Source organism: Actinomadura pelletieri DSM 43383, from assembly GCF_003634705.1.
Classification (GTDB): Bacteria; Actinomycetota; Actinomycetes; order Streptosporangiales; family Streptosporangiaceae; genus Spirillospora; species Spirillospora pelletieri.
Genome location: NZ_RBWU01000004.1, coordinates 533,967 through 546,480, shown reverse-complemented (window position 1 = coordinate 546,480; position 12,514 = coordinate 533,967). Strand labels below are relative to the sequence as shown.

General features: G+C 72.4%; 12 protein-coding genes and 1 tRNA gene. 8 read left to right on the top strand and 5 right to left on the bottom strand.

All coding sequences use genetic code 11. The features are described 5' to 3' along the window. The first annotated feature begins 28 nt into the window (after window positions 1-28). Window positions 29-787, top strand: coding sequence for an SDR family NAD(P)-dependent oxidoreductase (locus BZB76_RS20465; protein ID WP_121435970.1), 759 nt, complete (start codon window positions 29-31; stop codon window positions 785-787). Window positions 788-850: 63 nt separating this feature from the next. Here BZB76_RS20465 and BZB76_RS20460 read toward each other — a convergent pair. Continuing rightward, window positions 851-922 (bottom strand) — tRNA-Arg (locus BZB76_RS20460). 249 nt (window positions 923-1,171) lie between these two features. On the opposite strand from BZB76_RS20460, the gene BZB76_RS20455 reads away from it, so the two are divergent. Further along, window positions 1,172-2,629 carry a benzaldehyde dehydrogenase gene (locus BZB76_RS20455; RefSeq protein WP_121435969.1) on the top strand — a complete coding sequence of 486 codons (1,458 nt, stop codon included), beginning with the start codon at window positions 1,172-1,174 and terminating at the stop codon, window positions 2,627-2,629. A gap of 28 nt (window positions 2,630-2,657) precedes the next feature. On the opposite strand, the gene erm is transcribed toward BZB76_RS20455, so the two are convergent. Continuing rightward, window positions 2,658-3,509, bottom strand: coding sequence for an ErmE/ErmH/ErmO/ErmR family 23S rRNA (adenine(2058)-N(6))-methyltransferase (gene erm, locus BZB76_RS20450; RefSeq protein ID WP_281273885.1), 852 nt, complete (start codon window positions 3,507-3,509; stop codon window positions 2,658-2,660). A 630-nt stretch (window positions 3,510-4,139) separates the two neighbouring features. On the opposite strand from erm, the gene BZB76_RS34255 reads away from it, so the two are divergent. Beyond that, window positions 4,140-4,565, top strand: coding sequence for a hypothetical protein (locus tag BZB76_RS34255; protein ID WP_147449479.1), 426 nt, complete (start codon window positions 4,140-4,142; stop codon window positions 4,563-4,565). Here BZB76_RS34255 and BZB76_RS20445 read toward each other — a convergent pair. The 3 genes from BZB76_RS20445 to BZB76_RS34845 form a co-directional block, all read right to left on the bottom strand. Further along, the gene (locus tag BZB76_RS20445) at window positions 4,457-6,268 is read right to left on the bottom strand and encodes a DUF885 domain-containing protein (RefSeq protein WP_121435968.1); all 1,812 of its coding nucleotides are present in this window, start codon (window positions 6,266-6,268) and stop codon (window positions 4,457-4,459) included. The two genes, BZB76_RS34255 and BZB76_RS20445, sit on opposite strands and share 109 nt — an antisense overlap. Window positions 6,269-6,381: 113 nt before the next feature. Continuing rightward, window positions 6,382-7,062, bottom strand: coding sequence for a LysE family translocator (locus BZB76_RS20440; protein WP_281273894.1), 681 nt, complete (start codon window positions 7,060-7,062; stop codon window positions 6,382-6,384). 151 nt (window positions 7,063-7,213) lie between these two features. Then, on the bottom strand, window positions 7,214-7,363 hold the full coding sequence (locus BZB76_RS34845; protein WP_170180686.1) for a hypothetical protein: 150 nt from the start codon (window positions 7,361-7,363) through the stop codon (window positions 7,214-7,216). Between the two features lie 791 nt (window positions 7,364-8,154). On the opposite strand from BZB76_RS34845, the gene BZB76_RS20430 reads away from it, so the two are divergent. From BZB76_RS20430 to BZB76_RS20410, 5 genes are read left to right on the top strand one after another with little or no spacing between them, the layout of a single operon-like run. Continuing rightward, the gene (locus tag BZB76_RS20430; protein WP_121435967.1) at window positions 8,155-9,171 is read left to right on the top strand and encodes an AAA family ATPase; all 1,017 of its coding nucleotides are present in this window, start codon (window positions 8,155-8,157) and stop codon (window positions 9,169-9,171) included. Further along, the gene (locus BZB76_RS20425) at window positions 9,168-10,256 is read left to right on the top strand and encodes a DUF58 domain-containing protein (protein ID WP_121435966.1); all 1,089 of its coding nucleotides are present in this window, start codon (window positions 9,168-9,170) and stop codon (window positions 10,254-10,256) included. The genes BZB76_RS20430 and BZB76_RS20425 overlap by 4 nt, the downstream gene beginning before the upstream one ends. Continuing rightward, window positions 10,253-11,200, top strand: a complete 948-nt coding sequence (locus BZB76_RS20420) for a VWA domain-containing protein (RefSeq protein WP_121435965.1) — start codon at window positions 10,253-10,255, stop codon at window positions 11,198-11,200. Before BZB76_RS20425 ends, BZB76_RS20420 begins: the two co-directional genes overlap by 4 nt. 40 nt (window positions 11,201-11,240) lie before the next feature. Continuing rightward, window positions 11,241-11,867 carry a class I SAM-dependent methyltransferase gene (locus BZB76_RS20415; protein ID WP_121435964.1) on the top strand — a complete coding sequence of 209 codons (627 nt, stop codon included), beginning with the start codon at window positions 11,241-11,243 and terminating at the stop codon, window positions 11,865-11,867. Next, window positions 11,864-12,427, top strand: coding sequence for a TrmH family RNA methyltransferase (locus BZB76_RS20410; protein WP_121435963.1), 564 nt, complete (start codon window positions 11,864-11,866; stop codon window positions 12,425-12,427). The genes BZB76_RS20415 and BZB76_RS20410 overlap by 4 nt, the downstream gene beginning before the upstream one ends. Window positions 12,428-12,514: the final 87 nt, after the last annotated feature.

Sequence of the window (12,514 nt, the reverse complement as noted above, 5' to 3'; positions counted from 1 at the left end):
ATTTAGTCGGCTAACCATTGGAGGGGTCGTGGATCTGGGTGTGAAGGGGCGGGTCGTTCTGGTGACCGGGGCGTCCGGCGCCATCGGCGGCGCGGTCGTGCGGGCGTTCGCGCGGGAGGGCGCCGTGGTCGCCGCGGGCTGGCACCGCGGACAGGACAGGGCCCGGGCCCTCATCGACGAGGTCACCCGGGAGGGCGGGACGGGGACGACGGTCCGGATCGACCAGCGGGACGAGGCGACGATCCACGCGGCGGTCCGCCGGGTCGAGCGGGAACTCGGGGACGTCGCGGTCCTGGTCGCCAACGCCGTCTCCTGGCCGGCGGGGGCCGCCGAGACGTGGGACACCCTGACCGACGGGTTCACCGCGAACGTGGTCGGGACCCTGACGGTGGTCGACGCGGTCCTGGCCGGGATGAGGAGCGCGGGCTGGGGGCGGCTGGTGCTGGTCTCGTCCGACGTGGTCGACCAGCCGATACCCGTCGCCGTCGCCTACCCGGCGGCCAAGTCCGCGCTGGAGACGGCGGCGAAGGTCCTCGCCGCCCGGGAGGCCCGGCACGGCGTCCTCACCAACGTCGTGCGCCCGGGCTTCACCCTGACCGAGCGGGCGTTGACCACCCCCTGGCTCGGGCAAGAGGCCGTGGACCGCGAGGCCGCCAAGACACCGACCGGCCGCATCTGCACCCCCGAGGACGTCGCGTCCGCCGTCGTCTATCTCGGTTCGGCCGCGAACGGGCACGTCAACGGTGAAGTGCTGTCCGTGGCGGGCGGCCGGCAGCTGACCCGCTGACGCCCCCGGCGCCCCCGGGCCCCGGGCCCGGGGGTCGGCGTGTCGGCGTGTCGGACGTCGGGGTCTCCCCGGCAGGGATCGAACCTGCGCTCCCGGCTCCGGAGGCCGGTGCTCTGTCCGCTGAGCTACGAGGAGGCGAGACCCCGTCCCCAGGGTGACAGCGGGGACGGGGCGGCCCGAAATCCCCGGATACGGTCGCGCCCGACCGCCCGGAGTACCCTCAGGGTGCCCCGGCCGCACCGCCGCCCGCAACGCAATATCGCCGGTGGCGAACTTTCCACTGAGTGGAACGGGATGGTTCCCGCGCGCCGACCGGCCCGGCAAGGCTGGACCGGGGGATCCGCGGGCCACGCGCGGGCCCGTGCCCGGCACCGAGGAGGAACGATGGCGTTGCTCGACCCCGGCGTGTGGACCGGCAAGGTCTTCGACGGCCGCTGGGCCACCGCCACCGGCGGCGTCTACGACGTCACCGAGCCCGCGACCGGCGCGACGCTCGGCGTCCTCGGCCGCGCCGACGCCACCGACGTGCAGCACGCCGCCGAGGCCGCGGCGTCCGCGCAACGGGACTGGGCCACCCGCTCCTACGAGGAACGCGCGTCCGTGCTGCGCCGCGCCGGGCGGCTGTTGGAGACCCACACCGCCGACATCCAGGACTGGATCGTCCGCGAGGCCGGATCCCTCCCCGCGAAGGGGGACGTGGAGGCGCACTTCGCCGCGAGCCTGTGCCACGAGGCGGCGGCCCTGGCCTCCCACCCCCAGGGCCTGGTCCTGCCGTCGACCCAACCCCGGTGGAGCCTGTCGCGCCGCCGCCCCGCCGGCGTCGTCGGCGTGATCTCCCCGTTCAACTTCCCGCTCATCCTCGCGATGCGGTCGGTGGCGCCCGCGCTCGCGCTCGGCAACGCGGTCCTGCTCAAACCCGACGCGCGCACCGCGGTCAGCGGCGGGGTGATCATCGCGCGGATCTTCCAGGAGGCCGGGCTGCCCGAAGGGCTGCTGCACCTGCTGCCCGGCGGCCGCGACACCGGAGAGGCGGTCGTCACCGCGCCCGAGGTGCGGGTGGTGTCGTTCACCGGCTCCACCACCACCGGACGCGCCATCGGCGAGCACTGCGGCCGGCTCCTCAAACGCGCCCACCTGGAACTCGGCGGCAACAACGCCCTGATCGTCCTGCCCGGCGCGGACGTCACCGACGCGGTGTCGGCCGGCGCCTGGAGCTCCTACCTGCACCAGGGACAGATCTGCGTCACCGCCGGACGGCACCTGGTCCACGCGAGCCTGCACGAGGAGTACGTCGCCGCCCTCGCCGACAAGGCCGACAAACTCCCCGTCGGGAACCCCGCCACCTCCCCCGTCGCGCTCGGCCCGCTCATCGACCACACCCAACTCACCCGCGTCCACGACCTGGTCAACCGCACCGTCGCCGCCGGCGCGCGCCTCGCGGCCGGCGGCACCCACGAGGACCTGTTCTACCGCCCGACCGTCCTGGCCGAGGTCACCCCCGGCATGCCCGCCTACGCCCAGGAGGTGTTCGGGCCGGTCGCGCCGGTCGTGCCGTTCACCACGACCGAGGAGGCGATCGCGCTGGCCTCGGCCAGCGAGTACGGCCTGTCCCTCGGCATCCTCGGCGACGTCGGCCAGGCGATGCGGATCGCCGACGCGGTCCCGACCGGAATGGTCCACATCAACGACCAGACCGTCAGCGACGAACCCATCGTCCCGTTCGGCGGCGTCGCCGCGTCCGGGAACGGGGCCCGGTTCGGCGGCGCCGAGGCCAACATCGAGGCGTTCACCGAGACCCAATGGGTCACGGTCCGCGACAAGATCCCCACCTACCCGTTCTGACACCTGTTCCGCCGCCCCGTTCACCCGCTCATCGGGTGGGCCCGTGCAGGACGCGTGCCAGGGCGACCCACCGGTCGGGGTGGACGTGCGCGACGACCGCGCCGCGCGGCACCCCCGCCACGGCGAACGCCGCGTCCACCCGCGCCCGCGGATACACCCGCCGCAGCGACGCGTGCAGGGTGCCGCCCACGCCGGTGAACCCCACCTCCACGCACCGGACGTAGGCGCCCATCGCCGCCGCCGGCAGCAGCGGCCGGTCCCGGCGGTCCAGCCGCAGCACCGCCGAGTCCACCCGCGGGACGGGACGGAACCGGTCCCGGGGAACGCGCATGCCGAGCCGCCAGGAGAACTCCGGCCACGTCCGCACCGTCAGCAGGCTCCACCGCCCGTAGTCCCCGGCGCGTTTACGGGCGTACTCCACCTGCGTGACCAGCGTCGCCGACACCAGGTCCGGCGCCTCCAACGCCCACGCCACGATCCGGGACGTGGCCCCGTACGGGATGTTGCCCGCCAGGTGGAACGGGCCGCGCGGGGGCCGGGCGCGCAGGAAGTCACCGGTCACGGGACGGACGTTCGGCAGGCCACGGCACCGCTCGGCCAGCCGCCGCGCCAGCACCGGGTCGATCTCGTAGGCGATGACGTGCCCGAACCTGGACGCCAGCGCGGCGGTGATCCGGCCGTCACCGGCACCGGCCTCCACGACCAGGCCGCCCGGCCCGTCACCGACGGCACGGGCGTAACGAGCGATCATCTGGGGGTCGGCGAGGAGGTTCTGCGACAGCTCACGGCGCGCGCGACCCCGCGCGGTGCCGTTCCGGGAGCCGCGCGACGTTCCTGCGCCGCGTGTGGTGCCGCGTGTGGTGTGGGGACGTGGGTTCACGGTGGGTGTCCTCGGTTTCCGGCCGTGGACGGCCGGGCGGGACGGACCTCACCCGTGGCTCACCGGTCAGACGCGCAGGTGAAAACGTGCGGTCGAGCGTGCAGTCGACACGTGCGGCGCGCGTGACCGGTACCGGGCGGCCCGTCCGGAAACGGTCGGGGGACGCTCGGAGGCCCTGGACACACCGCGAGGGAGAACGGACACCCCACGCGCGAACACACCGCACGGGAAGCACCCGTGAAACCGGCACCGTGAAACCGGCGACGCCGCACCACGGCGGCGTCGCCCACGGGCCCGACACGCGAGCCCGGCGACTCGGCTCGGCGGACGGTCACGACGACCGCGGAACCCGCCGGAAGGTCGGAAGGTCAGGCGCCGAAGCGCACCGGGCGGCCCAGGACGGGACGACCCTCACGCAGCCGCGCATACGCGGCCACGAGGACGGCCGTCCGGGCCGCGCCCTCGGTGAAAACGGACATGACCGCAACCCTAGGCGACCGGCCCGCCGCACCCCACCGAATTTTCCCGGGTAAAGCCCGCCCGACTTCCCGTTTAACCCCCTTGACGTGGGCAATCACAAAACCACAACCCCCGGTGACCGGAACCCGCCGAGGTCAAGGAGGACCCGTCGTGTACCGAACACACGAGATGCGGAAAATCCGGACCGAACAGTCCGGGCGCGAGGAATGGGCGTGCCCCACCTGCGGCCGACGGATGCTCCTGCGCTGGCCCCCGCACTACGAGAAACAGGTCATCGAACCCGGCGACGAACGCGCCTGCCACGTCGGCCGCGCCGCCGACGAACCGGCCACCACCCCACCGGCGGCGACCGGCCGACCGCCGACGACCGCCCGGGAAACCGGGCACAGGAGCGCACCGGAGAGCGGGGAACAGGCCGGGCGACGGCAGTGGCGCGACGCGCGCCGCTGGCTCCGCGAGACCGGCGTCTACGACATGCCCGCCCCGCCGCACGGCCCCGCCGCGGCACCGTCCCCCACCCCGGCGTCCACCCCGCCGCCCGCACGGACCCGCCTCGGCCCCACCACACCCCTCTGAACCCCTCTGACAGGCTCCCGCTCCGACAGGCTCCCACGACCGGCGCGGACGCCCCCGGGGCAGGCGCGGGCGAGTTCGGCGCGCAACGCGTCCAACCCCATCGGTCCCAGATCCAGGGCCCGGCGATGGAACCCCTTCAGATCGAACGCCGCCCCGTCCCGGCGCCGGGCCGCCTCCCGCGCCTCCAACCAGATCTTCTCCCCCAGCTTGTAGGCGATCGCCTGCGCCGGACGCCCCAGATACCGGTCGATCTCGAACGCCGCCTCCGCGTCCGACCCGGGACGATGCGCACGCAGGAACTCAAACCCCAACTCCGGCGTCCACCGCTCCCCCTCATGGAAACCCGCCCCCGCCGGGATCTCCAACTCCAGATGCATCCCGATGTCCAGGATCACCCGGGCGGCGCGGAACTGCTGCCCACCCGCCAGCATCCCCAACCGGTGCGCCGGATCCCGGTAATGCCCCAACTCGTCCATCAACCGCTCCGCGTACAGGCCCCACCCCTCGCAGTGCCCCGGATGCAGCTCACTCGCCACCCGCTGGTACCGGTTCAACACCGGATTCAACGCCGTCACACCCAACTGCAGATGATGCCCCGGCGCCCCCTCGTGGAACATCGTCGACGGAACACTCCACGTCACGATCTCCCCGAACGGGTCGTCCACCGTCCACCACACCGTCCCCGGACGCGACAGGTCCTCCGCCGGCGCCAGATAGTAGATCCCCGACTCCACCGGCGGGATCCGGCAGTCGATCCGCCGCAACGGCTTCGGAATATCGAAATGCACCCCGTCCAGATCCGCGATCGCCCGGTCCGCCAACTCCTGAAGCCACCCGCGGAACGCGTCCGCGCCCTTGATCCGATGCGCCGGGTCGGCGTCCAACGCCGCCACCACCACCGGCAGCGGCTCACCCGGCATCACCTGCCCGGCCGCCTCCGCCATCTCCGCCTTGACCCGCGCCAGCTCCTCCCACCCCCACGCGTACGTCTCCCGCAGATCAAGCTCCGTCCCCAGAAAATCCCGCACCCCCAACGCGTACCGGTCCGCGCCCAACGCGTCACGCTCCGGCGCACGCCCCGCCAACTCACCGGTCAGGAACGCCGCGAACTCCCCCAACGCCACCGACGCCGACCGCACCGCCGCGTCCAACCCGTCCCGCAACGGTCCATCCCCGTACCTGGCCGCCAACCCCACCAGATACTCCGGGGTGTCCAGGCATTCACGAGCGTTCCGCACCACCTGCCGCCGCGCCGCCACCCGCCCCCGCTGACACGCCCGCTGCAACGACATCCGCAACCCGCCCAACGCCCCCGGCAACGCCGCCACCCGCGCCCGAACCGACTCCCAATCCGTCGCCGGCCCCTGATCCAACAACTCCACCGCCGTCCGAAGCCGCTGCACCGGACCATCCGTGGTGTCCAGGAACCCCTCCAACACCCCCGACTCCGCCAACGCCACCTCCACCTCAAGCCGCTCCCGCAACACCGCGGCCGCGACCCGCCCCGCATCACCCTCCACCGGCGTCCGCGCCAACTCCCCCAACGTCCGCCGCGCCAACTCCACCCGCGCCGCCGACCCCTCGGGCCCATAGTCGGTCAACCGCCCGTCCTGACCGGCGATCCCCATGATCGCCGCCAGACACGGGTCCACCGCGGCGAACTCGTCCACATACCGGTCTGCAAGGCCATCCAGTGCGTTCACCGCCCCAGGCTAAGGCTCACCCACCCAAAGATCGATCATGAAAATGTGCCAAAGCGACGGGCCCCGGCACGTGCCTTTCCACGTGCCGCCCCACGCGACCTGGACCGGTCCCCCTAGCGCGTCTCCGCCGCCAGCCGCACGCCCAGCCCCACCAGGACCGCACCCGACACCTGATCCAACCGCCGCCGCACCCCCGCCCGCCCCAACAGCCGCCGAGCCGCACCCACCAGCCACACCACCACCGCGTACCAGACCAGATCGATCAACGCCCACAGCACCGACAACCCCACCAATACCACAGGAACCGACCACCCCTCCGGCACGAACTGCGGCAGGAACGACACCGCGAACACCCCCGCCTTCGGATTGGCGACATTCGTCACCAACCCCAACCGGTAACACCGCCACCACGACCACCCACCACTCCCGCCCCCGTCCGCGCCCCCGTCCGCGCCCCCGTCCGCGCCCCCGTCCGCGCCCCCGTCCGCGCCCCCGTCCGCGCCCGGGCCCTCGCCGTCCACGCCCTCGCTTCCGGCGCGCACCTCTCCGGCGTCATCGCGGCGCGCACGCCACAACGCCCGCACCCCGAACCACACCAGCACCACCGCCCCCACCACCCGCAAACCGTCATACGCCACCCGCGACGCCGCCAGCAACGCCGACAACCCCACCGCCGCCGCCACACCCCACAACAGAACCCCGGTCTCGTTCCCCAGCACCACCGCAGCCCCCGCACGCCGCCCCGACCGCATCGACTCCCGCATGATCACAACCGTGCTCGGCCCCGGCGCCATCGCGATCAACACCGTTGCACCCACAAAAGCAACCAAAGTCTCCAGCATCACCCCATGCTGGCCACCTCACCACCACCCCCGCAAACCCTTTCCAACGCCCCTCAACCGGCGGCTCGACCAGCCCTCACACCACCGTCACAACGGCCCGCCATCACCCGGCGGAACGCTCGGCGGCGGCGTCGACGGCGGCCGCGACGGAGACGGCAACGGACTCGGCGACCCCGGAGACCGCGACGGAGACGGAAACGACGGCGTCGGCTCCGGCGGCGGAGGCGGCGGCATCTTCACATCGGGCTGACACGCGAACAACACCCCCATCAACAACGCCACCACCACCAACAACGCCACCAACGACAACACCACCCCCACCGCACTCCGCCGCGGCGCGACCTCCACCGGCCCCACCACCGACTCCGACGGCGGAACCGAACGCTCCAACGCCGGCTCCACCGACCCCGACCAGTACGGCTGGAACTGCGGCCCACGCCGACGACCCAACCACCGCCCACCCCACCCCGCACTCCCCTGCCCCTGAAACGCCACCGGCTCCAAAAACCGCTCCGCCCCCACCCGATCCGCCTCATACACCGTCGCCACCCACGGCGCCGGCCCCTCCGGCTGCGCCGCCACCACCGGCGCCACACCACCCGAACCCCCACCCAAACGCCCACCAGGACCCGCCACCGCCGCATTGATCGCCGCACGAAAACGATCCCGCGCCGCCGCGTCCTCCGCCGCACCACGGTTCAACACCGCCACACTCGCCCGACGCCCCTCCTCATCCACCCCCAGGAACACGATCCCCGCCGCGGACTCCGACAACCGCGCCGACAAACGAAACGGCCCCAACCGATCAGGATCACCCGGGGGCAACGGCCTCGACATGGCCGCAACCCTAACAACCACCCCCCACCCCACCCATCAACCCACCACCCGCCCACACCAAACCCCACCAACCCCCACGTCCCCCGGCCACCCCGAACCGATCACCACCACCACGCACGTATCCCCAGCGAACGGGTACAAGCGATCGCGTAGGGTCAAAAGGCGCCCGAGCCCGGCACCCAAGGGACGACAATGAAAGCACCCCATATGACCATCGCCGCCACCGACGTCGACGAAGCCGCGGCCCTCCTGCAAACCACACTCGCCGAGGTCAAAAAAGTCATCGTCGGCCAGGACCACATGGTCGAACGCATGATCGTCGCACTTCTCGCCCGCGGTCACTGCCTCGTCGAAGGCGTCCCCGGCGTCGCCAAGACCCTCGCCGTCGACACCCTCGCCCACGTCGTCGGCGGCACCTTCGCCCGCCTCCAGTTCACCCCCGACCTCGTCCCCTCCGACATCGTCGGCACCCGCATCTACCACCCCTCCACCGAACAGTTCGACGTCGAACTCGGCCCCGTCTTCGTCAACTTCGTCCTCGCCGACGAAATCAACCGCGCCCCCGCCAAAGTCCAATCCGCACTCCTGGAAGTCATGGCCGAACGCCAGGTCTCCCTCGGCGGCAACACCTACCCCCTCCCCACCCCCTTCATCGTCCTCGCCACCCAGAACCCCATCGAATCCGAAGGCGTCTACCCCCTCCCCGAAGCCCAACGCGACCGCTTCCTCATGAAAATCGACGTCCACCACCCCGCCGCCCACGAAGAACTCCAAATCCTCCAACGCATGAGCGTCGACCCACCCGAAGCCACCCAGATCCTCGACACCCACCGCCTCGCCGGACTCCAACGCGCCGCCGAAGAAGTCGCCGTCCACGAACTCATCGCCGACTACATCGTCCGCCTCGTCATGGCCACCCGCGAACCCGACCAATACCGCCTCCCCGACCTCCGCGGCGTCATCGAGATCGGCGCCAGCCCCCGCGCCACCCTCGGCCTCGCCGCCACCGCCCGCGCCCTCGCCCTCCTGTCCGGACGCGACTACGTCCTCCCCGACGACGTCCGCGCCGTCGCCCGCGACGTCATCGCCCACCGCCTCGTCCTCACCTTCGACGCCCTCGCCGACGGCATCGACGCCACCGACGTCACCAACCAGATCCTCGCCGCCGTCCCCCCACCCCGCGTCGTGTGGAACCACGGAACGGCGGCGGTGACCACCGCATGACCACCCCACCCACCCCGCACCGCACCACCCGACGCCACGGCACCGGACGCCACGACACCGGACGCCACGGCGGCAAACTCGCCCACCTCGCCCCCGAACGCACCCTCCGCCGCCTCGAACTCCAGGTCACCCGCCGCCTCGACGGCCTCCTCGGCGGCGAACACCTCGGCCTCCTCCCCGGCCCCGGCACCGAACTCGCCGAAGCCCGCCTCTACCAACCCGGCGAGGACGACGTCCGCCACATGGACTGGGCCGTCACCGCCCGCACCACCACCCCCCACGTCCGCGACCTCATCGCCGACCACGAACTCGAAGCCTGGGCCCTGGTCGATCTCACCCCCAGCATGGACTTCGGCACCACCACCATGACCAAACGCGACCTCGCCGTCGCCGCCCTCGCCGCCGTCGGATTCCTCACCGTCCGCCTCGGCGACCGCGCCGGCGCCTACCTCATGCACACCGACGGCATGCGTCGCCGGCCCGCCCGCACCGGCAAAGCCGCCCTCTACGCCCTCCTCCACGCCGCCCTCGACTCCCAGTCCGCCGACGACGGCACCCCCCGCACCCCCACCCGCCGACCCGGCCCACCCCCCGACCTCGCCTCCGCCATCGGCTCCCTCGACCGCGGCCAGACCCGACGCGGCCTCCGCGTCGTCATCTCCGACTTCCTCGCCCCCGACGGCACCGGCCCCACCACCCTCCCCACCGACCACGACCACAACCCCCACCCCGCCCGACCCGACTGGGAACGCCCCCTCCGCCGCCTCACCGCCCGCCACCAGGTCCTCGCCATCGAAATCGTCGACCCCCGCGAACTCGACCTCCCCGACGTCGGACTCGTCGAGATGACCGACCCCGAAACCGGAACCGTCCACGAGATCGTCCTCAACCGCCGCGTCCGCGAACAGTACGCCGCGGCCGCCGCCGCCCAACGCGACCACATCCGCACCGCCCTCCGCCGCACCGGCGCCCACCACCTCACCCTGCGCACCGACCGCGACTGGATCGCCGACATCGCCCGCTTCGCCCTCCGCCAACGCCGCGCCGCAGGCCGGCACGCCACCACCGCGGGAGTGCGCCCATGACCTTCCTGTCACCCGAACGCCTCTGGCTCCTCGGCGTACTGCCCCTCCTGGCCGCCCTCTACGTCCTGCTCCAACTACGCCGCGGCCGACACGCCGTCCGCTTCACCAACCTCGCCCTGCTCTCCCAGATCGCCCCCCGCCGACCCGGCTGGCGCCGCCACCTCGCCGCCGCCCTCTTCCTCATCATGATCACCCTCATGATGATCGGCTTCGCCAGACCCGCCGACTCCGTCAAGGTCCCCCGCGACCGCGCCACCATCCTCGTCGCCATCGACGTCTCCCTGTCCATGATGGCCAGAGACGTCCCACCCAGCCGCTTCGACGCCGCCAAGGCCGCCGCCAAGAAGTTCATCGACGACCTCCCCCCACGCTTCAACGTCGGCGTCGTCGCCTTCGCCGGCAGCGCCAACCTCATCGCCGCCCCCACCACCGACCGCGCCACCGCCATCGCCTCCATCGACCAACTCGTCATGGCCAAACGCACCGCCATCGGCGAAGCCGTCTTCACCGGCCTCCAAGCCGTCCGATCCTTCGACGCCGAAGCCTCCCAGGACCCGCCACCCGCCCACATCGTCCTGCTGTCCGACGGCGACAACACCACCGGACGCTCCGTCCAGGAGGCCATCGACGCCAGCCGCGCCGCCCACGTCCCGGTCTCCACCATCGCGTTCGGCACCCCCTACGGCACCGTCGACATCGAAGGCGAGACCACCAGCGTCTCGGTCAACAAGGAGACCCTGCGCACCCTCGCCGAAAGCACCGAGGGCAAGGCCTACGAGGCCGCCGACTCCGACGAGCTCCGCGACGTCTACGGCAACATCGGCACCAGCCTCGGCTTCAGGACCGAACACCGCGACGTCGCCGCCCGCTACACCGGCCTCGCCCTGCTGTTCGCGCTCGCCGCCGGCGGCGCCTCCCTGGCCTGGTTCTCCCGCCTACCCTGACGGCCCCGCGACCCGTCGAACGCTGATACGGTCGGCCGGCGTGGGGGAACACTACTTCGCCGCCCGGCCGAACGCGGCCTCCAACCGCCGCACCGTCGACCTCGTCCTGCCCGACCTGCACCTGCGGCTCGACACCGACAGCGGCGTGTTCTCCCCCGACCGCATCGACCCCGGCACCCGCGTCCTGCTGGAAACCGTCCCCGCGCCACCCGAGCACGGCGACCTCCTCGACCTCGGCTGCGGATACGGCCCCATCGCCCTCACCCTGGGAAAGCGTTCCCCTCAGGCGCGAATTTGGGGTGTAGATGTCAATCAGAGGGCCTTGGAACTCGCTGAAAGTAATGCTCACGCCGCCGGCCTTGACAATGTAAGGTTCAGCTTGATCGACGACTTCGACCCTGCCCTGCGGTTCGCCGCGATCTGGTCCAACCCGCCGATCCGCATCGGCAAGAACGCCCTCCACGAGCTCCTGCTCACCTGGCTCGCCCGCCTCACCCCCACGGGCCTCGCCCACCTCGTCGTCCAGAAGCACCTCGGCTCCGACTCCCTGCAACGCTGGCTGAACGCCCAGGGCCACCCCACCGAACGGATCGCGTCCCGATCCGCCTACCGCGTCCTGCGCGTCGCGCCGCGCGCCGAGAACGGCGTCGAGGGTGAAGCCCGATGAGCGACCCGAACCGCCCGCAGCCGCCCGCGCAGGGACGCCGGCAACTGCGCGGCACCGACGTCAAACGCCTCAACCGCGACTGGCGGCGCCGCACCGACGCCCGCCTCCACCTGCTGGTCGAATCGGTCACCCAACCGTTCAACGTCGGCTCCATCATCCGCAGCGCCGCCGCGTTCGGCGTCGAACACCTCTGGCTCGCCGGAAACGCCACACTCCCCACCCACAAGGCCGTCGACAAGACCGCCCTCGGCACGACCCGCCTCCTCCCCTGGGAACACGCCGGCACGGCCGCCGACGCCGCCGCGGCCGTCCGCAAGGAAGGCCTGCGCCTCGTCGCCGTCGAACTCACCACCGACGCCGTCCCCCTCCACGAGGCGCCCCTGGACGGCGACGTCTGCCTCGCCGTCGGCGGTGAGGACCACGGCTGCTCCCCCGCCCTGCTCGCCGCCGCCGACGCCGTCGCCTACATCCCCCAGATCGGACGTGTCGGCTCCCTCAACGTCGCCGTCGCCGCCGCCATCGCCCTCGCCGAGGCCCGCCGGCGCGACTGGACGACCTGACCGACCGCCCGCCTCCGCCCGGGAACCAGACGGGCGGAGGGCCGAGTCCGGATTGCGGAAACGGCAACGGGATTCGGCGGCCGCGCC

Bases quoted from the DNA above. Each gene is read 5' to 3' on its own strand.
- BZB76_RS20455 (WP_121435969.1), top strand. From the start codon at position 1,172: ATGGCGTTGCTCGACCCCGGCGTGTGGACCGGCAAGGTCTTCGACGGC.
- BZB76_RS20440 (WP_281273894.1), bottom strand. From the start codon at position 7,062: ATGGCGCCGGGGCCGAGCACGGTTGTGATCATGCGGGAGTCGATGCGG.
- BZB76_RS20430 (WP_121435967.1), top strand. From the start codon at position 8,155: ATGACCATCGCCGCCACCGACGTCGACGAAGCCGCGGCCCTCCTGCAA.
- BZB76_RS20425 (WP_121435966.1), top strand. From the start codon at position 9,168: ATGACCACCCCACCCACCCCGCACCGCACCACCCGACGCCACGGCACC.
- BZB76_RS20420 (WP_121435965.1), top strand. From the start codon at position 10,253: ATGACCTTCCTGTCACCCGAACGCCTCTGGCTCCTCGGCGTACTGCCC.
- BZB76_RS20410 (WP_121435963.1), top strand. From the start codon at position 11,864: ATGAGCGACCCGAACCGCCCGCAGCCGCCCGCGCAGGGACGCCGGCAA.